Source organism: Defluviitoga tunisiensis (assembly GCF_000953715.1).
Classification (GTDB): Bacteria; Thermotogota; Thermotogae; order Petrotogales; family Petrotogaceae; genus Defluviitoga; species Defluviitoga tunisiensis.
The window spans coordinates 498197-522909 of the sequence record NZ_LN824141.1 but is presented as its reverse complement, the minus strand read 5'-3'; the positions used below and the strand labels follow the sequence as shown (position 1 = coordinate 522909).

Annotated in this window: 26 protein-coding genes and 1 tRNA gene; 15 read left to right on the top strand and 12 right to left on the bottom strand. The window is 30.6% G+C overall.

Annotated features, from left to right (window positions below; genetic code table 11):
* Positions 1-62: 62 nt before the first annotated feature.
* From fba to wecB, 3 genes are read right to left on the bottom strand one after another with little or no spacing between them, the layout of a single operon-like run.
* Positions 63-1001, bottom strand: coding sequence for a class II fructose-1,6-bisphosphate aldolase (gene fba, locus DTL3_RS02425; RefSeq protein WP_045087368.1), 939 nt, complete (start codon positions 999-1001; stop codon positions 63-65).
* A gap of 35 nt (positions 1002-1036) precedes the next feature.
* Complete coding sequence (locus DTL3_RS02420; protein ID WP_045087367.1) at positions 1037-1717, bottom strand: lipid-binding SYLF domain-containing protein; 681 nt, start codon at positions 1715-1717, stop codon at positions 1037-1039.
* A gap of 22 nt (positions 1718-1739) precedes the next feature.
* Positions 1740-2846, bottom strand: a complete 1107-nt coding sequence (gene wecB / locus DTL3_RS02415) for a non-hydrolyzing UDP-N-acetylglucosamine 2-epimerase (RefSeq protein ID WP_045087366.1) — start codon at positions 2844-2846, stop codon at positions 1740-1742.
* 212 nt (positions 2847-3058) lie between these two features.
* Here wecB and DTL3_RS02410 point away from each other — a divergent pair, with 212 nt between their 5' ends.
* The 5 genes from DTL3_RS02410 to DTL3_RS02390 all read left to right on the top strand — a co-directional run bounded on the left by DTL3_RS02410 (position 3059) and on the right by DTL3_RS02390 (position 6060).
* Positions 3059-3262 carry a helix-turn-helix transcriptional regulator gene (locus DTL3_RS02410; protein ID WP_045087365.1) on the top strand — a complete coding sequence of 68 codons (204 nt, stop codon included), beginning with the start codon at positions 3059-3061 and terminating at the stop codon, positions 3260-3262.
* Between the two features lie 14 nt (positions 3263-3276).
* Positions 3277-3714: a hypothetical protein gene (locus DTL3_RS02405; protein WP_045087364.1), complete on the top strand. Its 438-nt coding sequence runs from the start codon at positions 3277-3279 to the stop codon at positions 3712-3714.
* Between the two features lie 215 nt (positions 3715-3929).
* Positions 3930-4018: transfer RNA gene (locus DTL3_RS02400), tRNA-Leu, on the top strand.
* Between the two features lie 17 nt (positions 4019-4035).
* Positions 4036-5367 (top strand): ComEC/Rec2 family competence protein, encoded by a 1332-nt coding sequence (locus tag DTL3_RS02395; RefSeq protein ID WP_045087363.1) that lies wholly within the window; start codon positions 4036-4038, stop codon positions 5365-5367.
* Positions 5368-5448: 81 nt separating this feature from the next.
* The gene (locus DTL3_RS02390) at positions 5449-6060 is read left to right on the top strand and encodes a superoxide dismutase (RefSeq protein WP_045087362.1); all 612 of its coding nucleotides are present in this window, start codon (positions 5449-5451) and stop codon (positions 6058-6060) included.
* A gap of 62 nt (positions 6061-6122) precedes the next feature.
* On the opposite strand, the gene DTL3_RS02385 is transcribed toward DTL3_RS02390, so the two are convergent.
* From DTL3_RS02385 to DTL3_RS02365, 5 genes are all read right to left on the bottom strand, one after another.
* A complete protein-coding gene (locus DTL3_RS02385) occupies positions 6123-6905 on the bottom strand; it encodes an ECF transporter S component (RefSeq protein ID WP_052670287.1) in 783 nt (260 codons plus the stop codon).
* A gap of 37 nt (positions 6906-6942) precedes the next feature.
* The gene (locus DTL3_RS02380; protein ID WP_045087361.1) at positions 6943-8232 is read right to left on the bottom strand and encodes an amidohydrolase family protein; all 1290 of its coding nucleotides are present in this window, start codon (positions 8230-8232) and stop codon (positions 6943-6945) included.
* Between the two features lie 33 nt (positions 8233-8265).
* Positions 8266-9270 carry a dienelactone hydrolase family protein gene (locus DTL3_RS02375; RefSeq protein ID WP_045087360.1) on the bottom strand — a complete coding sequence of 335 codons (1005 nt, stop codon included), beginning with the start codon at positions 9268-9270 and terminating at the stop codon, positions 8266-8268.
* 43 nt (positions 9271-9313) lie between these two features.
* Positions 9314-10276: an alpha/beta hydrolase gene (locus DTL3_RS02370; RefSeq protein WP_045088559.1), complete on the bottom strand. Its 963-nt coding sequence runs from the start codon at positions 10274-10276 to the stop codon at positions 9314-9316.
* 63 nt (positions 10277-10339) lie between these two features.
* Positions 10340-11539, bottom strand: a complete 1200-nt coding sequence (locus tag DTL3_RS02365) for a TolB-like translocation protein (RefSeq protein WP_045087359.1) — start codon at positions 11537-11539, stop codon at positions 10340-10342.
* A 534-nt stretch (positions 11540-12073) separates the two neighbouring features.
* Here DTL3_RS02365 and DTL3_RS02360 point away from each other — a divergent pair.
* A complete protein-coding gene (locus DTL3_RS02360; RefSeq protein ID WP_045087358.1) occupies positions 12074-13390 on the top strand; it encodes an alpha-amylase family glycosyl hydrolase in 1317 nt (438 codons plus the stop codon).
* Here DTL3_RS02360 and DTL3_RS02355 read toward each other — a convergent pair.
* The 4 genes from DTL3_RS02355 to DTL3_RS02340 are packed head-to-tail and all read right to left on the bottom strand — an operon-like array spanning position 13387 to position 16998.
* Positions 13387-14100, bottom strand: coding sequence for a YjjG family noncanonical pyrimidine nucleotidase (locus DTL3_RS02355; protein WP_052670283.1), 714 nt, complete (start codon positions 14098-14100; stop codon positions 13387-13389). The genes DTL3_RS02360 and DTL3_RS02355 overlap by 4 nt on opposite strands.
* A gap of 57 nt (positions 14101-14157) precedes the next feature.
* Positions 14158-14505, bottom strand: coding sequence for a chorismate mutase (gene aroH, locus DTL3_RS02350; RefSeq protein ID WP_045087357.1), 348 nt, complete (start codon positions 14503-14505; stop codon positions 14158-14160).
* Positions 14506-14559: 54 nt separating this feature from the next.
* On the bottom strand, positions 14560-16656 hold the full coding sequence (gene infB, locus DTL3_RS02345; protein WP_045087356.1) for a translation initiation factor IF-2: 2097 nt from the start codon (positions 16654-16656) through the stop codon (positions 14560-14562).
* Entirely contained in the window at positions 16657-16998 is a 342-nt protein-coding gene (locus DTL3_RS02340; protein ID WP_045087355.1) for a L7Ae/L30e/S12e/Gadd45 family ribosomal protein, read from the bottom strand. It lies immediately after the preceding gene.
* 289 nt (positions 16999-17287) lie between these two features.
* Here DTL3_RS02340 and DTL3_RS02335 point away from each other — a divergent pair, with 289 nt between their 5' ends.
* The 9 genes from DTL3_RS02335 (at position 17288) to DTL3_RS02295 (ending at position 24708) form a co-directional block, all read left to right on the top strand.
* Entirely contained in the window at positions 17288-18436 is a 1149-nt protein-coding gene (locus DTL3_RS02335) for a pyridoxal-phosphate-dependent aminotransferase family protein (RefSeq protein ID WP_045087354.1), read from the top strand.
* 6 nt (positions 18437-18442) lie between these two features.
* Positions 18443-19378, top strand: a complete 936-nt coding sequence (locus DTL3_RS02330; protein WP_045087353.1) for a D-2-hydroxyacid dehydrogenase — start codon at positions 18443-18445, stop codon at positions 19376-19378.
* Between the two features lie 212 nt (positions 19379-19590).
* Positions 19591-19773 (top strand): ferredoxin, encoded by a 183-nt coding sequence (locus DTL3_RS02325; protein WP_045087352.1) that lies wholly within the window; start codon positions 19591-19593, stop codon positions 19771-19773.
* A 241-nt stretch (positions 19774-20014) separates the two neighbouring features.
* Positions 20015-20839, top strand: a complete 825-nt coding sequence (gene minD, locus DTL3_RS02320; protein ID WP_045087351.1) for a septum site-determining protein MinD — start codon at positions 20015-20017, stop codon at positions 20837-20839.
* A 7-nt stretch (positions 20840-20846) separates the two neighbouring features.
* Positions 20847-21119 carry a hypothetical protein gene (locus DTL3_RS02315; protein WP_045087350.1) on the top strand — a complete coding sequence of 91 codons (273 nt, stop codon included), beginning with the start codon at positions 20847-20849 and terminating at the stop codon, positions 21117-21119.
* Positions 21120-21137: 18 nt separating this feature from the next.
* The gene (locus DTL3_RS02310; RefSeq protein WP_045087349.1) at positions 21138-21536 is read left to right on the top strand and encodes a secondary thiamine-phosphate synthase enzyme YjbQ; all 399 of its coding nucleotides are present in this window, start codon (positions 21138-21140) and stop codon (positions 21534-21536) included.
* Between the two features lie 139 nt (positions 21537-21675).
* A complete protein-coding gene (locus tag DTL3_RS02305) occupies positions 21676-22197 on the top strand; it encodes a hypothetical protein (protein ID WP_045087348.1) in 522 nt (173 codons plus the stop codon).
* A 575-nt stretch (positions 22198-22772) separates the two neighbouring features.
* The gene (locus DTL3_RS02300) at positions 22773-23081 is read left to right on the top strand and encodes a (2Fe-2S)-binding protein (RefSeq protein WP_045087347.1); all 309 of its coding nucleotides are present in this window, start codon (positions 22773-22775) and stop codon (positions 23079-23081) included.
* A complete protein-coding gene (locus DTL3_RS02295) occupies positions 23074-24708 on the top strand; it encodes an FAD-dependent oxidoreductase (RefSeq protein ID WP_084217096.1) in 1635 nt (544 codons plus the stop codon). Before DTL3_RS02300 ends, DTL3_RS02295 begins: the two co-directional genes overlap by 8 nt.
* Positions 24709-24713: the final 5 nt, after the last annotated feature.

Here is a 24713-nt window from a genome sequence, read left to right as displayed (position 1 = left end):
GAAAAAATTATTTGTTATATGTTAAGCGTTTTTATACTTAACAATATATTATTTAATTAAGTTTAGGCTTTACCTGCAGAACCTAAAAGTTCTAATCTATCTGCTACAACTTTTTTAACATATTCCTTTCCTTTTTTCATATAATTTCTGGGATCAAATTCCTTTGGATTATTATGTAAGTATTCGCGAAGCCCAGCTACAAATGCCATTCTAAGATCTGTATCCGTGTTGACTTTGTTTATTCCTAATTGAACAGTTTCTTTTAATATCTCAGAAGGAACTCCCTTTGATCCACCAAAATCTGCGCCATATTTTTCTGCAATTTCAACAATTTCTTCAACTACACTAGAAGCCCCGTGAAGTACCAAAGGAATGCCTGTTAATTCTTTTACTTGTTTTAACCTATCATAGTCTAATTTAGCTTCTCCCTTAAATTTGAAAGCTCCATGAGATGTCCCTATTGCTGGAGCAAGAAAATCGACCTGTGTTTCTTCAACAAATTTCTTTGCTTCATCTGGATTTACAAGCACACTTTCTGCAGAAGAAACATTGTCTTCAATACCCGCTAATTTTCCAAGTTCTGCTTCCACAGATACCCCAACAGAATGTGCAATTTTTACTATTTCTTTAGTTATTTTAACGTTTTCTTCAAAAGGTTTATCAGATGCGTCAATCATTACAGAAGAATATCCTGCTTTTATGGCAGATACGATATACTTAAAATCTTTTCCATGATCTAAATGTAAAGAAACGGGGATGTCCAATGTATCTGCGAATCCTTTAACCATATCTACAAAAAACTTTGCTCCTCGTAAAGGATCTCCCGTTCCTGCATATTTTATAGCCCCTTCACTTGTTTCGATGATAAGTGGAGATTTTTTCTCAATTCCTGCTTCCAATATAGCTTGCAAAAACTCGAGATTATTAATATTTAATGCTGCAACTGCATAATACTCTTTATTAGCCTTTTCTAATATTTCTTTTGTGTTAACATAAGGCATATTTACTACCTCCTTTTTTAAAGTTATTGAAACAATTAATTTTCTTTATGCAAGTTTTCAATGGCTTTTTCAAGGAGCTCAACTATCTTTTTAGCTTCTCCTTCAACCGTTTTTTCTTTTAAAATCTCTTCGGGAGATATTTGACCTTTATAAAAAGCTTCGTTAGCATGATCATTTGTTTTAATATATGCACCTTCGATAGATGCACCAGCATAAAAACCTTTTGCAACAGAATATGAATATATAGATGCTTTAAGTCTGTAATCCACATCTGCAGAAAGTTGTCTTCCTAAAGGTCCAGCAGCTACACCTAAAGAACCTCCTAGCGTAAAGTTATCCCCCATAAAACCGTTTATACCTTCTTCATTCATTACAACTAAGATTAACGAGGCTGATTGTATACCTGCTTGAGCCCCAACACTTAAACCGTAAATATTTACAAATGCAGGTCCATACCATTTTCCGGTTTGTGGATCTTTTCTTAAAACAATGCCTTCACCATATTGACCACCTAATACAAAACCAAGTTTATAAAAAGTAGGAAAAATCACAACCCCTTGTCCCTGTTCAACTAATTGCACGAAAGAACCACTATCTTGTTTTGAAAGAAGTTCTTCTATAGCTATCCTAGATTGGGTTATAATATCTGCAACAGCAGCGAATGCGCTGAAAGATATCAACAATACTAATATAAAAATAGTCACACTTTTTTTCATTATTCTCACCTCCACAATCTTTTTATTTGGTACTATATAATGCTTCTATTAAATATTCTGTTATTCTTTGACTTGCCTTACCGTCGCCAAAAGGGTTCTGAAAGTTAACATTCTCTAATTTATAGTTTTCAAACTTTTTCATATATTCATAAACAGTTTGAGTGTTTGTACCCACTAATTTTGCTAAATTAGTTTCTAAAATCTCAGGTCTTTCCGTTTTGTCTCTTAAAATTAAAACGGGTTTGCCAAAAGAAGGAGCTTCTTCTTGTATTCCGCCTGAATCAGTCATTATATAAATGCACCCGTCCATTAAACTAATTAACTCAAAGTATTCTAAGGGTTCTAATAAAATAGCATTTTCAAGGTCTTGAAGATTATCGTAAACTATATTTTTAACAATGGGATTTGGATGTATTGGAAAAACCAAATACATATCTGGATTTTCGCTTAGATATCTCCTCACTGCTTTTAAAACATTAATCATAGGTTCTCCCCAATTTTCTCTCCGATGCATTGTCATTAAAATATATCTCTTATTATCTAAATCGTATTTTACTCTTGTTTGATGCATGTTGTCCTTTTTATTATCTATGATCCAGTGAAGTGCGTCCACGACTGTGTTTCCAGTTACTTTTATTAAAGTTTCATTAATTCCTTCTTTCATCAGATTTTCTTTTGCTCTTTGAGTAGGAGCAAAATGGAGAGAAGCTATAACGCTGATTAATCGCCTATTTATTTCTTCAGGGAAAGGATTGTATCTGTCATTTGTTCTTAGACCAGCTTCTATGTGAGCAACTGGAATTTTATAATAAAAGCTTATGAGAGCCCCTATAAAAGCGGTAGTTGTATCTCCTTGAACTAATATATAATCTAAAGGTTCTTTTTGTAAGAGATTATCAAGTTCGTAAATAAGTTTTTGAGATAAAATTGGTAGTGTTTGAGAGTCGCTCATAACATTTAAATCATAATTTGGTTTAATTTGAAATAATTGTAATACCTGATCGAGAATTTCTCTATGTTGAGCAGTGATGATAACAAGTGTGTCTTGATTCATTTCTTTAAGTTTTAAATAGATGGGAGCAATTTTTATTGCTTCAGGACGTGTGCCAAATATTAATCCAATTCTCATTATTTTCCTCCCAACAACGATTATTTAATCATTTTACACAAATCAATTTTCATTAATTATATTATACCATGAAGATGTATTTATTATTAAACTTTAAAATCCATAACTTATTTTCTATCTTTATATTGTAAAGTAAGCTTGTTATATTTTGCAAAGTGTGCTATACTTAAAAAGTAAAGTAAACTTTGCAATTTAACAAAGGAGGATAGTAGTTGTATACACGAATTAAAGAACTTAGAAAAGAACAGAAACTTTCACAAGAGGAATTAGCTTTAGCTGTAGGGACTACCAGACAAACGATTTCTTCTATTGAAACAGGTAAATACGTTGCATCATTACCGTTGGCTTATAAAATAGCACATTATTTTGGGTTGACCATAGAAGAAGTCTTTGATTTGACTGAATATTTAGGATGAGAGGAGGTAATAAAATGGAAAATTACAAAAAAGTTGTAAAGAGTAGAATATGGATGTTGTCATTTATAGTAATTTTAGCTGTAGGATTGGCAATATTTGATGTATTCTGGGCGTCTGATGAAATGAAAGAAAGCACAATATATGGTTTTCAATCTGGAGTTATAGATGCATTGGGTATTTTGGCCGCTATTTTTCTTATACGTTATAAGAAACTTTTACACAACGAAAAGGAATTGAAAATTCAATATAACAAAGAGAATGATGAACGAATGAAGGCAATTAAAGCTAAAGCAGGTATGCCTATTCTACTTATAACTTCTTTAGCTATGATGATTGCAGGAGTGATTGCAGGTTATTTTAACTTCACAATTTTTACTGTACTGATTATTACTTCGGTGTGTCAGTTGTTAGTATCTTTGGTAATAAAACTAATATATATGAAAATTATGTAATATTCATTGATAAATATCTAAGAGCAAGATGTTTATCTGCGGGTTATGAACTCATTAGAGATTTCTTTGGCTGGCTTTTTCTATTGTACAGAAAAAAAGAAAAAAACATTGTGCATCAAAGCGAGATACAAGGAATTTAATTCTATCTAATGTGAAATCTTGACAAAGGAAATTGTGTAGTGTATAATTAACTTGATTAATTAGCAGTAATGATTGCCGGGGTGGTGGAATTGGCAGACACGTATGGTTGAGGGCCATATGAGTATACGCACTCGTGCGGGTTCAAGTCCCGCCCCCGGCACCAAAGAAAGATAGAGGATCGTGTTATTACGATCCTTTTATTTTTTAAAGGAGCTGTTAATCAATATAGAAAGAAGTAAGAGTGTAACGCCACCTTTTTTCATTGAATTATTTTTAATTGCAGCTTTGATAATAGTGCTTTCACATTTAAGTAAAGCTTTGCAAATAACAGCTTTCTCTATCTTATTTTTTTTATTATATATTGTTGAAAAAGATAAAGTTAAAGTGTTCTTGATATGTTTGTTTTCTCTAGTTTTCCTATTTTATTCTCCGATTAATCTTAAAGGGGAGGTAGGCATACTAGGAAAAATTATTGATAAAAGAGGTAATAATTACACTATATTTTCCGAAAAAGTGTTTAGTGATCGTACTTGGTATTCCTATAGAAATTATTATAAGATTTATTACAATAAATATAGCACAGTTCCTCTAAGTACAGGAAAAAATGTTTATTTATTTGGTGAAATAGAAGAAGGATATTTAGATGTAGAATATATTGCTCCTGCTAATAATAAATCTATTATGAAAATAAAAGATAATATTACTAATAGGTTGTATGAAAATATAAAAAATGAAGAAGCAAGGGATGTATTAGTTAGCTCTTTTATGGGTAATTTGCGAGATAAAGAAGTGTTCAAAGAAACAGGTACTCTTCACTTGTTTGCTGTATCAGGTATGCATGTGTTTTTAATTTATTCTTTAATTACCTCTTTTATTAGTATATTAGTTCCAAAAAGAAATCTTCGTTTAGTTTTAAGTACATTTATAATTTGTAGTTATTTAATTCTAACTGGTTTTACACCAAGTTCTGTTAGAGCAGTAAGTATGTTAGTTGTTTTGAACATTTTTAAACTACTTGATATTCCTATTAATTCATATAATATACTGGGACTTATAGGTTATCTTAATCTCCTATATGTTCCAGAAAATATTTTTAACATTAGTTTTTTAATGAGTTATGCAGCATCTTTCATGATTTTATTTACTTCAAATAATGTAAAAAATTCCTCTCTGAAAACATTGTTAATCCCTGTTGCTTCTTACATAGGGGTTTTTCCTCTTTCCGTTATCTATTTTGGAGAGATTTCATTAATGGGTCTTTTAGTAACACCCCTTTTAACCCCTGCTATCTCCTTGTTAATAATCTGCGGATTATTTTCTGCTCTCCTTCCTTGGAAAATGTTACATTCTTTCTCAACATTTTTTGCTTTATCGGTTAAAAAATTTGTAAAATTGTTTACTTTTTTTGAACCTTTTACCTTTGACTCTCAATTTTTACCCCTATTTTTATGGAGTTTAGTATTGATTTTTTATGTTCTAATACTGACTCATTTTCGCACCTCGAAATCTTGACATTTTTAAAAATTAATAGTATAATTTAAATACGACAAAAATTATCCGAATTAAGATATAAATCATTTTGGAGGTGCTAATATGAGATTTGAGTTACCAAAATTAAATTATTCTTATGATTCTTTAGAACCATATATTGACTCAAGAACCATGGAAATTCATTATACGAAGCATCATGCAACGTATGTGAATAAATTAAATGAAGCCTTGGAGAAACATCCAGAATTAATGAACAAAAACCTTGAAGATCTTCTGAAAGATTTAGATAATATACCGAGCGATATTAGAACTACTGTCAGAAACAACGGAGGAGGACATTATAATCATACCTTGTTTTGGAGTATAATGGGACCAAATGGAAGCAGGAAGCCCATTGGGAAGTTAGCACAGAGGATAGATGAAGTATTCGGAAGCTTTGATAAATTTAAATTGGAGTTTTCTGATTCCGCTCTTAATAGGTTTGGTAGTGGTTGGGCTTGGTTGGTGCTGGATAAATATGGTCATTTATCAATAATATCTACTCCAAATCAAGATAATCCTATTATGATAGGGTTATACCCCATTTTAGGTATAGATGTATGGGAACACGCTTATTATCTAAAGTATCAAAATAGGAGAGCTGAATATATTGAATCTTGGTGGAATGTGGTAAATTGGGAAGAGGTTGAAAAAAATTATTTAAATATTGTATGAATATCAATAAAAAAGTAGGTCAGGTTTAATGACCTACTTTTTATATTCAATCAACTATACATTTATAAGTCCGAGTTTTGGAAAAGAGTTGTATTTTTAAAGGCAAGTAATACAATGTATGCTATGATCATTCCAACTGTGAATTGTAAAATATTCCATGGAATTTCAAAAATTGGAATAATCCAATTTCCAAGTAATATTCTACCAGCGATAAAATATCCAAAAACCATCCATAGTCCTGAAATTAAACTGCCCATTAAGTTTCCTAGGTTAAACAATTTTAAGTCCTTTTTTCTTAGAATCAACGAGATCAAAATTAAAACGACTGGAACAACTATTAATACAATGTTTATTATATTTCGAGTATTCAATAGGAAATTTTTTAAGTCTTCTAAATTGTCATAACCTAGCTCATTCATTAAAGTCGCAGTCATTGATGAAGTATGTAGATTATTAATTAAACTTGTTAATGTTATAGAAACACTAATAATAAAAGCACTCCATACCCCTACACTGACCGAGAAAATACCAATCTCTTTTTTTAAAGAATATTTTTTTCTATAAGTGTCTGAAATTAATCCTACTAAAGCCCCCATAATTCCTTTGATAATAAAAGTTGGTATTGCCCAAAAAGCGTATCCGCCAACAACATCAGCTAAAGCAGAACCTAATCCACCAGCCAAAGCTCCTACTCGCCAACCAAATAAAATAGCAGCTATAAAAATCATACTATCTCCTAAGTGAATATACCCTCTGGTAAAAGGAACAGGCACTTTTATAGCAAAAGTCAATACAAAAATTAATGCAACCATAATACCAGTAATAACGAGATTTTTTAACTTCAAATACTTACCCCCCTCTTTTTTGAAAGATGATACATTGTTATTTATTATTATACACTTTGGGGACAGATATTTGATTAAAAGGATTGTCATTAAAGATTAAAGCCTGTTCAGAAATTGTGCTGCCTCTATCAAAATTATCAATAAATTCTGGGGCATAAGTAATTTGATACAAAGAATAACAGTAGGGTATTCCTAGCTTATCTAATCTTATTAAGTCTCTTATCCAATCAGGATCTTCCACAGGGGCGTCAGAAGAAATAAATAAAGGGATTCCTGTTTTGTATAATTTTGAAAAATTAAATGCTTTATCAACGTTCCTACCAAGTCTATTGTTTATAAAACCTTTATCTGATTCGATAAATTGTGGTTGAATATCTACTATAAGATTAAGTTTCTTTATTCTTTCTATTTGATCATTGCTCATTACCATAGCATGAATAACTCTATGAACTAACCTAGGCTTAACTTTTTCAAAAACATATAATAACTGTTCAATCGCTCCATCACCGATAGCATGGACCGCTAAATGTAAATTGTTTTTTTCACAAAAATCTAGTACTTTAATTAATTCTTCATCTTTCCAAAGTTTTATTCCAAAATTATTTTCATCATCATTATACTTTTCTAGTAAATAAGCAGTTCTTGCTCCTAGTGAACCATCTAAGTAGATTTTAACACAAGAAAACTTATCAAAATAGCCGTCTTTTTGATAACTTATTAGTTGTTCATAATTGGTTACAGCCACCTTTTCATAAACTTTTAAATTATCAGTAGGTTTAAAAGGCAACTCATCTTTATATAAGCCATGCAAGTCATCGGAATGTACATAGCCATAACCTTTATCCAGCAAATAATCTTTTGCATGATTCCATATTTCAGTTGTATAAGTCGGAGAATCAATTATAGCGTAAATTTTTTCTAAAGCCTTTTCTTTTACAATTCCATTGACATAATCCACGTATTCCCTACAATCACTAAAATCTACAATCTCAAGTACTTTAGAGTTTACGAATGCTAAATGCGAACACCTTCTCACTAAGATAATAGGTAAGTTGTTTGCTATGTTATCTAAAAATAATTTAGAGGGTTTTGCAAATTCTTCGGACCAACCTCTTAGTATAATTTCTTTGGGATTGTTCTTTAAGAGTTTTTCTATAATATCTTCAATTTCTTTTAAATTTTTGCTTTCAAGAGAAGGAAAATATAATTTTTCACCTAAACCTAGTACATGTAAATGAGTGTCGGTTACAAAAGGTGTGATGTATGAACGATTATTTAATCTGGTATTAATATAATGAAATCTCCCATCTTTTTGTAATATGTACATTATTAATTTCTCCTTTGGAGATATCCTAGGCTTTTATTTTTGAAATTTTGCTATATATCTTAAGTTTAAAAATTGATAACCTACACCTTCAAACTTCATTTCATTTAAGATAATGTTCGATATCAGTCTATGAAAAGCCAACCAGGTTATATGGTCTATAGGTAAAACAATTCTTTTAGGTTTTCCTAGATTTTCCCATAATATTTTTCTAGAGCTTTTTGGTAAAGCAAAGTCAAAAGCTGCTTCCAAAAAAGTGACCTTTTCTCTGGGTAAAAATTTAGCATAGAGAGCGGGATCGACTTTTAACAAGGGATGAATTTCTGATTTCAAAATATCGCCGACACTTTTAAAGTTATCGGGATGTTTAAGAGTATCTTGAAATATTTTTATTAGATAATCTTTATCATTTAACAAATACGGATCATCTTTGTTGTTTAAAAAATCTCTCCTTGCATATTGAAGGATAGGAGAATTCCAAAGTAGATCAGCAATATTTCCACCACTTGCTATTATAAAATTGTGTTTGATAGAAGTATTTATAGAATTAACTATAACTGAAACCATGCCTCCAAGGCAATATCCGATCATACAATTATTTTCATGCCATAGATTATTCATCTTCAAAAAATCTATAAGCGATAAAATATCCACAACAGCATGTTCCCAAGTGTTTAAAATGCTGCCTACACTATCAGAAAAATATTTTTTTCCACTCATAGATCCATTGGAGGTTCTTGTGTAATTATCAGGGAGTATTGGAACTAAGGCTCTAACACCAAAATTAGAAAAGTATCTCCCCATCTTTAATATATATGAGATATTTTTAGTACCTAAACCATGAAGTATAATAACGAGGCCTACAGCTTTCTTCTTAGGTTCAAAAAGATATATTTCATTTAATTCAGTTCCCTTTTTTGCATGTGTATAGAGGGATGGATATTTTATTATAGATTCTCTGTAGTTTTTACCCTTATTTATGTAACCTTGAACAAAGTCTATGTTATTATTGTTATATTTATCATATGTAAAGTCGATCACTTTTCTTCTTCCCTTTCTTGATTAATATTTTTTGTGAGTATAATTATTCACACAAGTCTTTTGCAAAACTAACGGTTCTTTCAACATACTTAATGGTTAAAAAATCTTTTAAATCTAACTCAAAACTATGGTTACCATCAGGATGAATTAATAATTTAGCTTGAACACCTTGTTCTTTTAACTTTTTATATAGCTTTTTTGAAGATTCAACTGGAACAGTAGTATCCTTTTCTCCATGAACAAGCAATGTAGGACACATTCTTGTTGAGACGTAGTTGATGGGTGAGTACATTTTATAATCTTCAATTTTTCTGTTTGGGCTGCCTTTCATGGTAGTTACAACTGCAACCCTTGCAAACAATGAATCAACTCTCCATAAGTCCAAAAGATCTGCTGGTGCATACCATGCAATGACACCTTTAATGCCTTTCATAGCGCTTAAATTATTGTAAAAAGTATTAAATGCTGCGTAATAGAGAGAAAGTGTTCCTCCAGCAGACGTTCCCATTAATACTATTTTATTTTTATCAATCTTTAGATGATTAGAATTATTTCTTATATAATCTAAAGCGGCCGAATAGTCTTGTATCAGCTCTTCGTAACTATGAAAATAACTGTATCTGTAATCAATGGCTATAACAGAAAACCCTCTGCTTGCCAAAAATTTTGACCATGTAGTAACACTTGAAAGTTTTCTACTTCCACTAATCCAACCTCCTCCATGTGCAAAGAAGATTGCAGGATATAATTCTCGCTTTTTTGTTGGATAGTAGATATCTAATTTTAAAGGGATACTATCTTCTTTATATGTATATGTAACAGGCCCTTCAAAGGCATTTTTATTGAATTCTAAAGGCAGTCTACCAAAAACAGCTTTTCTTAATGTTTTCAAGTTAAGAAGTATCAATATTAAAAAAGTCAAAAACGCATTCCAGAAAAAAAGAATAATTATTAATATAAATCCAAGGATCTTAATCAGAATTTTTAAATATCTTGAATTAGACATTTTTTTAGAAACGTCGCTCATCGAGTCACTACTGGTGTGTTTTGGTATTTAAATCACTCCAAATCAGTTATTTCTTTGTTTATAAATAGCTTCACGTTTTAATACAAAAACGTCAGCTTCAGAGTAGTAGTTGGTAAAAAAAACGTATTTTTTGTCAGGAGAATAAGTCGGATAAAAGCAGTCATTTGTAATAGAACTAGTTAAATTAATTTTTTCGTTATTATTGTATTCATAAATACTAAAATACTTCCCATTAAATTCTGAAAATACCAATAGTTCCGAACCATTAGACCAACTGTCCGTTTGGTTAAAAGGATCTACTAGCAAAGGATAGATTTTGTTGTCTTCATCTAAATAGTAAATATTTACACTAGCGTCTTCTAAATTAATCGCATAAAAAGTAATATTGTTTCCATTCCATTTACTTGGTCTAAATTTAAGCAGTCTTTTTGAGTTACTTAATTTCTCTAACTTATTATAATACAAGTCATAATACCAAATTTCTGTCCCTTGACCTGATTCATCTTCCATAGAAAATAAAATTAATGTATTGTCATAAAAATAAGGAGAATAAGCGTTTTTATTAGATGGGCTAATTCTTGTTATTTTTTTTGTGATCAAATTATATAACACTATATCCCATTTTCCAAATAAACTAGTTTGAAACACTAGAAAATTATTATTAGGTGAAATATCAGGGAAATATTCTGCTGAAGACTCTAAAGGAATTTTACTTTCTGTTCCATTGACAAAATCAAATATATAAATTTCTCTGTTACCAATATATCTGTCACTTATAAAATATAGTTTTTCGTTTTGGTATATGGGATATTCATCTACACCTTTCCAAAAAGTTAGTTGTAAAATATCCCAGTTTTCTCCGTATAAAAATCTTTGAAATGAAAGATTTTCTAAAGCTTTTACAGCAAATTTTTCAACCCAGTCAGCAGTCTCATTAGTTGTTTCTGAATACGAAAAACCGCCACCTTGAAAGTATCCAAAAGCAATAGTAATATTTTCCTTAGTGTTAGTAAATATGTTCATTATTACGTCATAATTCTCTGTTTTTATAGTTTCTGTCATTACATCTTTTATTTCAATATCATACATATAATTGCCGATGCTCTTGACTTTTTCGGCGATTTGTCTAGTGATCCATGTATTATCGTTTATGCTAATTAACAAAGTGTCTTTTGACACATTTACCGAAAAAGAAATGATAGAAACAACAAAGGCAAATATAACAAAAATCCTTCTTTTCATAGATTAATTCTCACCTTTATTAAAGAAAAAATGATTTTATTATGTTTTAATTTTATATTACATATAAAATTTATATAACTACTCTTTAATTATATCAGAATTTATGTTATTTTATTACTTTACCAACCTCTAATCAAAAGATTTTTAGGAAACGTTTTCATATACTTAAAAAAGAAATGATAAAATGATTACAGGTAATATTTACAATAAATATAGTGAGAATTAAAGAATGAAGTCTCTGAATATAAAGTTTTAATTTGTCAAATTCAGATCGCAGGTAATAAAGACTCTGAATTTAAATTGAATCCTTAAAAAAGCCCTCTCTTTTATATTTAAGACTATAGTAACGAAGATTTTCTAAAAACGAAATTATGAATTTATAACGGGTCCAGGGTGTAGCCCTCGCTATAACTACAAATACCAAAAGGTTAAAGAAATGAAGTATTCTGTAATAATTAAATCAAAACATACATATAATAAGGTTTTTGAAATTTGTGAAGACTGTATGTAAAACCTATTTTAGGAGGAGAAAATGTGTTTATTGGATATCATATATTGATCAAGTTTTTTAAAAATGGAGAATTAAGTAATGATTTTCCAAAAGAATCATACAAGTACTATGAGAAAAATGCTATAGATGGTGACTTACAAGGAATAATCCAAGAGATGGATTATTTAAATGAGCTTGGCATTGATTTGATTTATCTAGGTCCTATTTTTAAAGCTCAAACAACCCATGGCTATGACGTTATTGATTATTTTTCAATTTCTGAAAACATTAGTTCAGTTTCAGAAGAAGAGGCTAATGATATTTTAAAAAAATTGCTTGAAGAAGCTCATAAAAGAAATATAAAAGTCATTATTGATTTGGTTCTCAATCATGCCTCGAAAAAATATGATTTTTCTACTATCCCTGAAGGATTGAAAGTTAAAACAGAACCTCCTCAATCTCCACAAGAGATACGATGGCAAGGATCTTTTTTATTTTGGGATTTAGGAGATAGAGATACTAGAGAATTTTTAATTCGAGTTGGAGAATACTGGCTAGAGAATTTTGAATTAGATGGATTCCGATTAGATCATGCTCTAGGCCTTCCATTAGATTTTCTAGAAGAGTTTTCTGATAGAATGAAAAAAATTAATAAAAATGTTATTATCTTAGGCGAAGTATGGGAGGATGAAGGAGATAAAGAAAAAAATTTTGCATTGCTGAAAAAATTTAAAGGATATGATGCGCAACGTTTTACAAGTCTTTTTGATTTTGCAACTTATAATATTATTAAAGAAGTTTTAGGAGAACAGAAAAAAAGTTTACAAGATTTGTATGAGCAAATAATTTTATCTAACAAACTAAATGAAGATACTTTTCAATTAACGTATTTTATAGAGAATCATGATTTACCTCGATTTATTGATATTAGTAAAGATATGGACTCTTTTTATATAGCGATGGGATTATTAATGGCTTTAACTGGAAATGTAATGTTAGAGTATGGTAATGAAATTGCATTGAAAGGCGATCCCCTGGCGCATCATTTTTCTGATAGCGGTAGAGTAGCAATGAGATTTAAAGAGAGTTGGACGGAAGAAGAACATAGGACTTTTAATTATACGCAAAGGTTAATTAACTTGAGAAAAGAGCATTCTGTTCTTTCTAAAGGAGCTTATGAATTAATGGATGTAAAAGAAAAGAGGTTAATTTTTAAAAAGAAAAATGAAAAAAGTGAAATTATAATATTTATTTCTTTGGAAGATAAACCTCTTGACTTAAAAGAAACATATTTAGATTTAATATCGGGGAAAAATATTCGTATAGTTCAAAAAGGAATTTATTATTTGCAAAAGGTTTAGAATATGTCTTTTAATTCTGATAAATGATCTATTATTACTATATTATCTTTGATTGGTAAATTAGAAATAAATGAATTATTGTTTTTAAACCAAATAGCGTGCATTCCAAATTTAATTGCAGGTAGAATATCGTTCTCTAAGTCGTCTCCAATGTAAGCTATTTTTTCTTTTGGGTAGCCTGAAACTTTTTGTGCATAACTAAATATTTTTTCGTCTGGTTTTGGAAATCCAATGTCTTCTGAACTCACCAAAATCTTAAAATATTTGTCTATTCCAGATGAATTTAATTTTGCCAATTGAGTTTTTCTAAAACCATTAGTTAGAATTCCTAACTTGTATTTACCACAAAGATATTCTAAAACATCTTTTGCACCATTTATAAGCATTTCTTGTTTTGATAATGTATCTAGATATACGTCATTAATCTCTTGTATTAATGATTCATTATATTCAATTCCTAAAGTTTTTAAGGTTAAATCAAACCTTAGAAGCTTTAGTTCTTCTTGACTTATTTCTTTTTTTCTATATAAATCCCAAAGCTGTGTATTAATCTTTTGATATGTTGAAATAAATGCTTCGGTGTTTATAGAATTTAATAGATTCCGATAATTATTATAAACTAGTCTGAGAGCGCTTTTAGAATTGTTTTCGAAATCCCAAAGGGTATGGTCTAAATCAAAATAAATCATTTTAATCATGTCACGATTCAAAGATTCCACCTCTTAGAATAATTGTAGTTTTAAAATGTCAATATAAATAGCAAGATTTTACTTGCGCAATTGAGATGCTTTATGAAGGTAAACAAAATTTGGGGTGCTACTTTCACAAATAATAAGCACCCTAATAATTTTTGTTGGTGAATTTTCAAACTCTGATTCACTTAAACACATAAAAGGAATAGAGTCCAAATTTAAGGTTTTCCTTAAAACGGTCGCAGGATTGAGAGATTTTATGTCACTTGTTACTGAAAAAATAACAGAAATTATTCTTGTTATATCATTTTTGGAAGTAATTTCATTCCAAAGCTCCAATACCCTTTCAGTTATAAGTGTTGCTGTATCTTCTTCAATAGAGGTCGCACCTCTTATTCCATATATTTTATAATCTTTTTCCATTGTTATTTCAACTCACCGTTATGTTTGATTTATATTATAATATAGTACAAATAATTATTTAGTACCTTGTTCAATGTTAAGTTCCCTTTTTACTTTCACAATTTTATAAAATTCAAGTTCGTCGCCTTTCGAGAAATCCTCATAATTTTCAAATAATATACCGCATTCTTTAGGTGCCTCGATGCTTTTAACTTCATCTTTGTAATGTTTTAAACTAGCAATTTTCACATCTGCAACGAGAGAGCCATTTCTGTAAATTCTAACACCACCATTTTTTAATACCTGGCCTTCGGTAACTTGGACACCAGCAACTTTTCCAATACCTTTTATTTTAAATTCATCTTTTATTACACCATATCCAATAATCTCTTCTTTTTCTTCTGGTTCAAGCATACCTTCTAAAGCTTTCTTTAGATCATCTATAAGATCAAATATAATATTATACCTTCTAATTTGTATACCTTCTGCTTCGGCCATTTTTATAGCTTTAGAATCAGCTTTTACACGAAAACCTAGTACTACTGCATCTGATGCAGAAGCAAGCATAATATCGCTAGTACTTATAGCGCCAATTCCTGCGTGTACTATTTTTATATCTATATCTGGATTTTCAAATTTTTGAATAGCATTTTTTAGTGCTTCTATTTCACCGTAGGTGCTAGCCTTTAATAATATGTTAAGTGTTTTCTTTTCTTGAGCTTGCATCATTTCCATTATATCTTCAAGTTTAATATGTCTCTTATTAGAAGATTGAGATTTTTCCAACTCTCTTTGCCTTATTTTTTCTGCAATCGTTCTGGCTTCATCTTTTGAATCAACAACATATAATATTGAATGCATGCTTGGTACATCGTTGAAGCCCAAAACTTGTACAGGAGTAGAAGGTGTTGCTTCATCAACAGACTGTCCTTTGTCGTTTATCATTCTTCTTACTCTACCATAGGTAGCTCCTGCAACAAAATCATCTCCTGTTTTTAATATACCATCTTTTACTATGACCGTTCCTAGTGGTCCCATTGCTTTATCTACTTTACTTTCTATAATAACAGCCCTAGCTTTGCCATCTGGAATACATTTAATATCTTGTAATTCAGCGACTAATATAATCATTTCTAAAAGGTCATCTATTCCTTTGGATGTTTTTGCTGATATAGGAACCGTTATCGTGTCTCCGCCCCAATCTTCGGGAACTAGATTAAGTTTTGAAACCATTTGTTGTTTTGTTAAATCTATATTTGCATTAGGTTTATCAATTTTATTGATTGCAACTATTATAGGGACATTTGCACTTTTAGCATGATTACAGGCCTCTATTGTTTGTGGCATTACGCCATCATCAGCTGCTATCACAAGAACAACTATATCTGTTACTTGGGCACCTCTTGCTCTCATTTCAGTAAAAGCTTCATGCCCAGGAGTGTCTATAAAAGTAATTTTTTCACCCTTATATTCTATTTGATAGGCTCCAATAGATTGAGTTATACCGCCTTCTTCTTTTTCTGCTAAATGACTGTGCCTAATGGCATCTAACAAACTAGTTTTACCATGGTCAACATGACCCATTATTGTAACTACGGGTGGCCTGTTTGTTAAACGGTCTTGTTCTTTTTCATATATCTCAATCCATCGTTTTGCCAATTGCAATTCTAAGTCTTCTTCATCACTTTCAACGACTTCAGGCTCGATTTTGGGGGAGTCAAAAGAAACAATAGTATTATAGCTTAAGGCTATTTCTTCAACAGTATTTTTATCTAATTCTTGACCAGGTCTTAAAATCTTTCCTTTAAGAAACATATCTTTGATAATATCGTTTTGTTCAACACCAATTACCTTTGCTAATTTATCAAGAGTCAAATTTTCTTCAGACAAACGAATTTCTTTTATGGTTCTTTCTTCTGTTAGTTCAGTTATTTCTTCTTCCTCCTTAGATAACTCTTTAGCATCTTTAGATAAATCTTTATGCTTTTTCTCAGTTTTTTTTGTTTCTCTCATCTCTTCAATCAGTTCTTTTATAGCCTCAACAGTTTCGTCTTCGAGAGTACTCATATGACTTTTAACCTGTATATCAAACTCTTCTTGTAGTATTTCAATTAATTCTTTCGAATTCATTCCTAATTCTTTTGCGATTTCGTATACCCGAGTCTTTGACACTTATAAACCACCTCCATTTTCACGCACTACGTCTAAAATGCCATGTATAATACTTTCGTTAGTGATTCCTATTACGCTTATATTTACTTTCCCAATGGCTTTAGAAATTTCTGATTTAGTCTTATTAATTTCGATAAAAGGAACATTATAGTTCTTGCAATTTTGTATAGTTTCTAACTTGACTCTTTTACCGATATCACGTGCAAGAATAATTAATTTTCTCTTTAATTGGGGGCAACTAAGATAATGTTTGATGTTAGCTTTACCAAAAACAATACTGTTTGACTTTGCAGCCAAACCTAAAAAACTTAATATTTTGTCTTCATAAGTTAGTGAATTCATTTTAAAGGTCCCTCTTTCAAATAGTTGCTGCTATATTCTTAATTATAACATTAAATTATCTGCTTTCAAAATATTTCTTTTATTATGCAGAATATCCAAAGTCGACAAAAATTATCCATATTAATTTTTGTAAACTGTGATACAATACCTAACAAAATACAGAAAACGAAAATTTTCACATTTTATTTTATTTTTTAATTTTTCCACATTTTATTTACAATTTAAGCAGAAATTTGTTTTACAAGAGTTAAAATATTATTAGCATTCAAAAACAAGGGAGGGGATATCCATGGCAAGAATGCTAAAAAAGAATTATCTAATGACACCGGGGCCAACGCCTGTACCAATTGATATTTTACTTGAAGGCGCAAAAGATACTATTCATCACAGAACTCCACAGTACCTTGATATTCAAAACGAAGCACTAGAAAATTTAAAGTACTTATTTCAGACTGATAACTTTGTCTACACAATGGCATCATCAGGTACTGGAGCAATGGAAGCAGCAGTTGCTAATTTATTATCTCCTGGAGATAAAGCGATTGCAGTTAACGCTGGTAAGTTTGGTGAAAGATGGTGTGATCTATGTAAAGCCTACGGGGCAGAGTTAATTGAGCTCGATGTTGAATGGGGAAAGTACGTTAGATCGGAAGAAATAAAAAAAGCACTAGAAGAAAATCCGGATACAAAGGCAGTTTTTACAACTCTTTGCGAAACTTCTACAGGAGTTGTTAATCCTATCAAAGAAATTGCAGAAATTGTAAACAAAACAGACGCAGTATTAGTTGTAGATGCGATTTCAGGATTATTAGCAGAGCCACTAAAAATGGATGAATGGAATGTTGATGTTGTAGTATGTGGTGTACAAAAAGGTTTTATGATGCCTCCAGGATTGGCAATGATAGCCTTGAGTGATAAGGCTATGAAAATTGTTGAAAAAAGTGAAAATGCCAGATATTATTTTGATATTAGATCATACAAAAAGAATTATCCAGATTCCCCATTTACTCCACCTGTTAATCTGATTTACCAGCTAGTTAAGTCTACGAATATGTTAAAAGAAGAGGGTATTGAAAACGTTTGGGAAAGACATAGAATAATGAGTGAAGCAACAAGAGCCGGAGTTAAGGCCTTAAATTTAGAACTTTTCGCAGAAAAGCCATCAAATGCTGTAACTGCAATAAAAGTTCCAGCGGGAGTAGATGCAGGAAAACTAATAAAATTTTTGAGAGATGATTGGGGAATAGTATTTACCGGAGGTCAGTCTCAACTCAAAGGAAAAATTATTAGGATAGCACATTTAGGATATATGTCTAAATTTGATATTATAATAGCAATTAGTGCATTAGAGATGAGTTTAAATAAATTTGGTTTCAAAGTTGAGTTGGGCAAAGGAGTAAAAGCAGCTGAAGAAGTTTTTGTTAATGAAGGAGTGTGATGTGCAGTGAAAATTCATATAAACGATCCGTTAGATGAGATCGCATTGCAGAAACTTAAAGAAGAATTACCTAATGCCACCATAACTTCTGAACACTTTGATAAAGACAAATTGAAAGAAAAAATGAAGGATGTAGATGTATTAATTGTTCGAAGCGCAACAAAAGTTACCAAGGAAATTATCGATAGTTCACCTAAACTAAAGATTATAGGAAGAGCTGGAATGGGTTTGGATAATATAGACCTTGAAGCAGCTAAAGTCAAAAACATAAAAGTATTAAATACCCCAGGTCAAAATGCTCTTTCTGTTGCTGAGTTAGTAATAGGAATGGTTATAGATATTTATCGAAATATCACTAGGGCATCAATAGGACTCAAGGAAGGAAGATGGGAAAAAAAGGAACTTGAGGGTTTGGAGTTGTCTGGAAAAACATTTGGGATAATTGGCTTTGGATATGTTGGAACAAATTTAGCAAAATTATTAACAGGCTTTAATACCACAACTCTAGTTTATGACATTATTAATCTTACCGCAGAGGAACAAAATAAATATAAAGTTAAGCAAGTTTCATTTGAAGATCTACTAAAACAATCTGATATTATTTCCTTGAATCTTCCAAAAAATGAGAAAACTTTTCATGTGATTGGTGAAAAGGAAATAAAATTAATGAAAGATAATGTAATAATTATCAATGCAGCAAGAGGTGGCGTTTTAGACGAAAAAGCTGCATTAAAGTACTTAAAAGATGGTAAAATATTTGGATTAGGTTTAGATGTTTTCGAAGAAGAACCTCCAGTTAGCGATTTTTATAAAGAACTATTTTCTCTTCCTAACGTAGTTGTTACACCTCATATTGGAGCATCTACTAAGGAAGCTCAAGAAAGAGTAGGAATTAATATTATTGATAGGATAGTCGAAGAAGTTAATAAAATTATGATATAAAAATTTTTTAAGCTATTTTTTAAACTTAATTTGAAAAATTATGGTATAATAATAATTGTAAGATTTAAATAATTTGTTATTGGCCGATCCGATGTATTGTAAATGAGTTTATAATTCGTCTTATTAAAGAACATAAAATAATTTTTAGTAGTGTGATTAATAAAGGGTGTATTATTTAAAAAGTATACTAAACTCATTAGGAGGTGCGGTAGGTGAAAATAATAATTGATAAAGAAGCATGTATAGGAGATGGGATTTGCGAAAGTTTGTGCCCAGATGTGTTTCAAATGGCAGATGATGGGAAAGCCGAAGTAATTGATGAACAAAGTAATGAACCTTGCGTTCAAGATGCAATTGATGCTTGCCCAACTGAAGCTATTAGTATAGAAGAATAATAGATAGGATACTGAACATCTTTAATAATGAATCGGGGGTTTCCCCGATTTTTTTTTATGTATTATCAAAAAACAGGTATTTTTTATATTTTTAATTATTTTTGTAGTATAATAAGTCTAAGGTCTTATGTATTTTTAAGTTAAATTTAATATTTTATAAAGATTGTAATTCATAAAAATCAACGGGAGCGTTATAAAGGGCGGGATTATTCTATAAGGCGTTTGAAGCGGAGGGGTTGAGATGGAAAACTCAAAAGTGTTTGTCATTACATCTGGTAAAGGCGGAGTCGGAAAAACAACGATAGTAGCTAATTTAGGGGCGTCTTTAGCAAAAAAAGGATACAACGTTTGCTTAATTGATGCTGATATTGGCTTGAAAAATCTAGACATTGTATTAGGTTTAGAAAATCGAGTAGTATACACAATAATTGATGTGATAAATGGAAATAAAGCTGTTATGGATGTGTTGGTTAAACATAAACAGCTAAAAAATCTCTTTTTATTACCTTCCTCTCAAGTTGCAAATAAGGATATGATATCTCCAGAAGATATGGTTAATATTGTTACAAAACTTTCTAAGCATTTTCATTATATTTTTATTGATTCACCTGCAGGGATAGAAAGAGGATTCAAAAATGCTGTTGTAGCTGCCCAGCATGCTATAGTTGTTACAACGCCAGATTTAACCGCTATAAGTGATGCTGATAGAGTAGTAGGGCTTCTTGAAAATCAAGGTTACACTGAAGATAATATTTCCTTGATTGTAAACAGAATTAAACCAAAACTTGTAAAGAAAAATGAGATGCTTTCCGCAAATGACATAAAAGATGCACTTGCTTTAGATTTGTTGGGGATTATTCCAGACAGCGAAGATATTTTGTTATCAACTAATGAAGGAAATCCTCTTTCAATTAGCAAAGGAAGTAATTTACACATTGTATTCGATAATATTAGTGATAGAATATTAGGAAAAAATATACCTATAGAAAAGGACTTATCTCAGCTTGATCATACTCCAGAAGGGTTCTTGGAATTTATAAAAAATTTATTTAGGCGAAGAGGGTGAAGAGTAAATGTGGCCCTTCACTAGAAAGTCGAAAAAAACTAGAGAAACCGCAATTAAAAGAATGAATTCATTCTTAAGTAATTCTCAGAATAGGAATAATAACAACATCTCTGAGATTAGATTAACAAATGTAGACGAAGAAAATTTGAATTATGTTGTAAATTATATAAAAGATTATGCTGTACAACATCTTTCCGTAAAAAGAGAGGATGTTAAAGTACACGTCTCAAAAGAAGGAAATTCGATAACTATAGTTGCTAACATCATATATAATAAATAATTAAAGGGGTGAAATTGTATGGTCTATTCTTACTCCTTAAAAACACGTAGAAGAGAAGAATTGATTGATATAACAGATTATGTTAGAGATAGCATTAAAAAATCTAATTTGAGTGACGGAATATTGGTAGTATTTGTGCCTCATACTACAGCTGCAGTTACGATAAATGAAAACGCTGATCCTTCGGTTAAAAAAGATATAACGACTTTTTTGGCAGAGAAAGTACCACAAAGTAGTCATTTTTCTCACGTTGAAGGAAATGCAGATTCTCATATAAAATCTTCTCTTATTGGTCCTTCATTAACTTTAATAGTAGAGGATGGAAAATTGTTACTAGGAACCTGGCAAGGAATTTACTTCTACGAATTTGATGGACCTCGTAACAGGACTTTCTTGATAAAAACAATAAACGGTTAAAATCTTCTGAAAAAGTGTTATTCTTTCTAAATAAAAACTCAATTTTTTAAGTATTTTTTAAGCTTTCATTAAGTTGATTTTAAGAGAAAAAATTTATTATTTTATTGAAGGAAATTAATAACTTAGTGGAGGTGTTTATATGAAAAAATTTTTAGTATTAGCTGTATTAAGTATATTTTTAGTAGGATCTATATTTTCTCAGGTTAAGCCAAATGTAAATTTAAAAACAAATCATAGGGAACGAATAGTAGATAGAACTCAGAATGCTTTTGAGAATCGTTCACGGATCCAAGCGAATGATCAGTTAAAGTTGAATTACCATGCCCAGGACCAAGAAATAGAACCTATTACTGTAACTGGTACCATAAAAAACATGGTGGAAAGTGATTACTTTGTGGAGTTAGTAGTAGAAATTGAAGATGAAACTTATTCATTAAAGATTCCACATGATCTTATAAGCGACATTAAACCGGAAGTTACTATAGAATTAACAGGCTTTAAAATTAGAATCAACGACTACAGTTACTTCAAACCTTTGGAAATAAAATACCAAGATAAAACAATTAACATGATACAAAGAAAAGAAAAGTTCCGAACGCAGGATTTTGAGTCACATCAAAGGTTTTGTAATCGGCTACCAAGATATTCCTATGAGGATTAGTTAAATAATTAAAAGCAAATGTCTATTATCTATAAAAAATAACAGGGACGAAAGTCCCTGTTATTTTTTGATGCTCTTAAGAATAGATAATTACTAAACTAAGAATTCTTTATTAATTCTTTTCTTAGAAATTTTAAAAGTAGATGAAAAAAACTTTGATTTTCTTTTATAATTAAGTATAACCCTGAAATTTTTTTCATAATGGGCTTTAATTAGATTTTACATATTTAAACAATTATGATTAAATTTAAATAGATTATTAATAAAAAATAATATATTAATTTTATTGTTTATCTATAGCTGGTTCCTTCTCATTTTCTGGCTAAAGTGCCAAAAAATGTAGAGAATTGTTATAGTCTTGATTCTATTAAATCAACGATTTAATTTTCTATATTGGGACACTATAAATTAAGATTTTCTAAAATATGGAATTTTGAATTTATAATGGGTCTAGTGGGAGCCTTTACCACTCCCTGACTGCAAGTGATGAAAAACAAAGATTAAATATATTATATAGTGCAGATTTTGTGATTTCTTAGGTAAATATTATCAATAAATTAATCAGGAGGAAAAATATGAGGATAGAACAACATCCCATCTTAGAGTTTAAAAAGGGCGAAAAAATTAGGTTTTATTTTAATGGGAAAGAGATGATCGGATTTAAAAACGATACAATAGCCTCTGCTTTATATGGCTTAGGAATATACAAACTTAGTGAAAGTAAAAAGCAAAAAAGACCACGAGGTATATTTTGCGCAGTTGGACATTGTTCATCGTGCTTAATGACGGTTGATGGAATTCCTAACGTGAGAACGTGTATTACCCCTTTGAAAGAAGGTATGCAGATAGAAACTCAAAGTCAAGAAGTGATTAAAGATGCATAACATTGAAAAAGTTGAATTAATAATAGTCGGAGGAGGGCCTGCGGGTCTTTCTGCAGCACTAGCTGCAGCAAATTATGGAGTAAACGTTATTCTCGTAGAAGAACGTGAATTTTTAGGTGGTCAATTAGTTAAACAGACTCATAGATTTTTTGGATCCGAGAAAGAATATGCTGGAACTAGAGGATTAAAAATTTCTAATCTTCTTGTCGAAGAGATAAAAGAAAATGAACATATAAAAGTACTTACTTCTTCGCAGGTCTTAGGAATATATAAAGATAAAATAGTAACCATTCTTACCAATAACAAAATGATGAAATACTTTCCGAAGGCTCTAATACTTGCCACTGGTGCATCAGAAAAGTTTTTAGCATTTGAGAATAATGATCTTCCAGGGGTGTTTGGCGCAGGTGCGGTTCAAACCTTAATGAATTTATATGGAGTTTCACCTGCCAAAAAAATATTAATGGTAGGTTCTGGAAATATTGGACTAATAGTTTCTTATCAACTACTTCAAGCTGGAGTTGAAGTTACCTGCGTTATAGAAGCTGCTCCTAAAATAGGTGGTTATTCTGTTCATGCTTCAAAATTAAGAAGAATGGGGGTTCCAATATTAACTTCCCACACAATAAAAAAGGCTGTAGGAAAAGATAAAGTTGAAGGTGCAATAATATGTCAGCTTGACAGTAGTTGGAGAGAAATTATAGATACTGACCAATTCATAAAATGCGATGCTATTTGCTTATCTGTAGGATTAACGCCCTTAACAGATCTATTAAGACAAACTAATATTAAAACCGTGTATATATCAGAATTAGGTGGATACATACCTATTCGAGATGAAAATATGGAAACTAATATAAAAAATTTATTTGTTGCAGGTGATGTTTCAGGAATAGAAGAGGCAACATCTGCAATTATAGAGGGTCAAATTGCCGGATTAAATGTAGCTAAAAGGATTAATAAAAACGTTAAATATCAACTTGAGATAGAGAAGCAAATAATGGAAGCAAAGAAAGAATTAGAGTTATTAAGGGCAGGACCTGTTGGTGAAAAAGTTAGAAAAGGTCTAAAAAAAATAGGGTTAAATAACTCAAAGAATTATGATGAAAGAATGTCAAATGAAGAGTATGACATATCTTTTTTGATGAGAACAGGTATTCCTAGTAATGATAATTTAAAAATGAAATTACCTCAGAGTGAAGAAATATTTAATAAAGGACCGATAGCTATATCTGAATGTTTTCAAAAATTTCCTTGTGATCCCTGTGTAAAAGGGTGTCCATTTGATGCAATATCTGAAGAAGGTAATATCAATAACTTACCTTATGTAGATTTTGAAAAATGCACAGGATGTGCAATTTGCGTAAGTAAATGTCCAGGACTAGCGATGTTTGTTGTACAAAAAAATTATACTGATTCAACTTCTTTAGTTACTCTACCTTATGAATTTTTGCCTAAACCTATGAAAGATCAAACGGTCTTAGTTCTAAATAGAGAAGGAACAGAAATTTGTGAAGGTATAGTTAAGAGGGTTATAGATGGAAAGATTCAAGATAAAACAACCGTTGTAACTGTAGAGGTACCAAAAGAGTATTTCCTTGAAACTAGAAATATTAAAGTAAAGTGAGGATA

Bases quoted from the DNA above. Each gene is read 5' to 3' on its own strand.
- DTL3_RS02335 (WP_045087354.1), top strand. From the start codon at position 17,288: ATGGCAAGAATGCTAAAAAAGAATTATCTAATGACACCGGGGCCAACG.
- DTL3_RS02340 (WP_045087355.1), bottom strand. From the start codon at position 16,998: ATGAATTCACTAACTTATGAAGACAAAATATTAAGTTTTTTAGGTTTG.
- DTL3_RS02390 (WP_045087362.1), top strand. From the start codon at position 5,449: ATGAGATTTGAGTTACCAAAATTAAATTATTCTTATGATTCTTTAGAA.
- DTL3_RS02315 (WP_045087350.1), top strand. From the start codon at position 20,847: ATGTGGCCCTTCACTAGAAAGTCGAAAAAAACTAGAGAAACCGCAATT.
- DTL3_RS02305 (WP_045087348.1), top strand. From the start codon at position 21,676: ATGAAAAAATTTTTAGTATTAGCTGTATTAAGTATATTTTTAGTAGGA.
- DTL3_RS02310 (WP_045087349.1), top strand. From the start codon at position 21,138: ATGGTCTATTCTTACTCCTTAAAAACACGTAGAAGAGAAGAATTGATT.
- DTL3_RS02380 (WP_045087361.1), bottom strand. From the start codon at position 8,232: ATGTACATATTACAAAAAGATGGGAGATTTCATTATATTAATACCAGA.
- fba (WP_045087368.1), bottom strand. From the start codon at position 1,001: ATGCCTTATGTTAACACAAAAGAAATATTAGAAAAGGCTAATAAAGAG.
- minD (WP_045087351.1), top strand. From the start codon at position 20,015: ATGGAAAACTCAAAAGTGTTTGTCATTACATCTGGTAAAGGCGGAGTC.
- DTL3_RS02295 (WP_084217096.1), top strand. From the start codon at position 23,074: ATGCATAACATTGAAAAAGTTGAATTAATAATAGTCGGAGGAGGGCCT.
- wecB (WP_045087366.1), bottom strand. From the start codon at position 2,846: ATGAGAATTGGATTAATATTTGGCACACGTCCTGAAGCAATAAAAATT.
- DTL3_RS02405 (WP_045087364.1), top strand. From the start codon at position 3,277: ATGGAAAATTACAAAAAAGTTGTAAAGAGTAGAATATGGATGTTGTCA.
- DTL3_RS02300 (WP_045087347.1), top strand. From the start codon at position 22,773: ATGAGGATAGAACAACATCCCATCTTAGAGTTTAAAAAGGGCGAAAAA.
- DTL3_RS02370 (WP_045088559.1), bottom strand. From the start codon at position 10,276: ATGTCTAATTCAAGATATTTAAAAATTCTGATTAAGATCCTTGGATTT.
- aroH (WP_045087357.1), bottom strand. From the start codon at position 14,505: ATGGAAAAAGATTATAAAATATATGGAATAAGAGGTGCGACCTCTATT.
- DTL3_RS02365 (WP_045087359.1), bottom strand. From the start codon at position 11,539: ATGAAAAGAAGGATTTTTGTTATATTTGCCTTTGTTGTTTCTATCATT.
- DTL3_RS02420 (WP_045087367.1), bottom strand. From the start codon at position 1,717: ATGAAAAAAAGTGTGACTATTTTTATATTAGTATTGTTGATATCTTTC.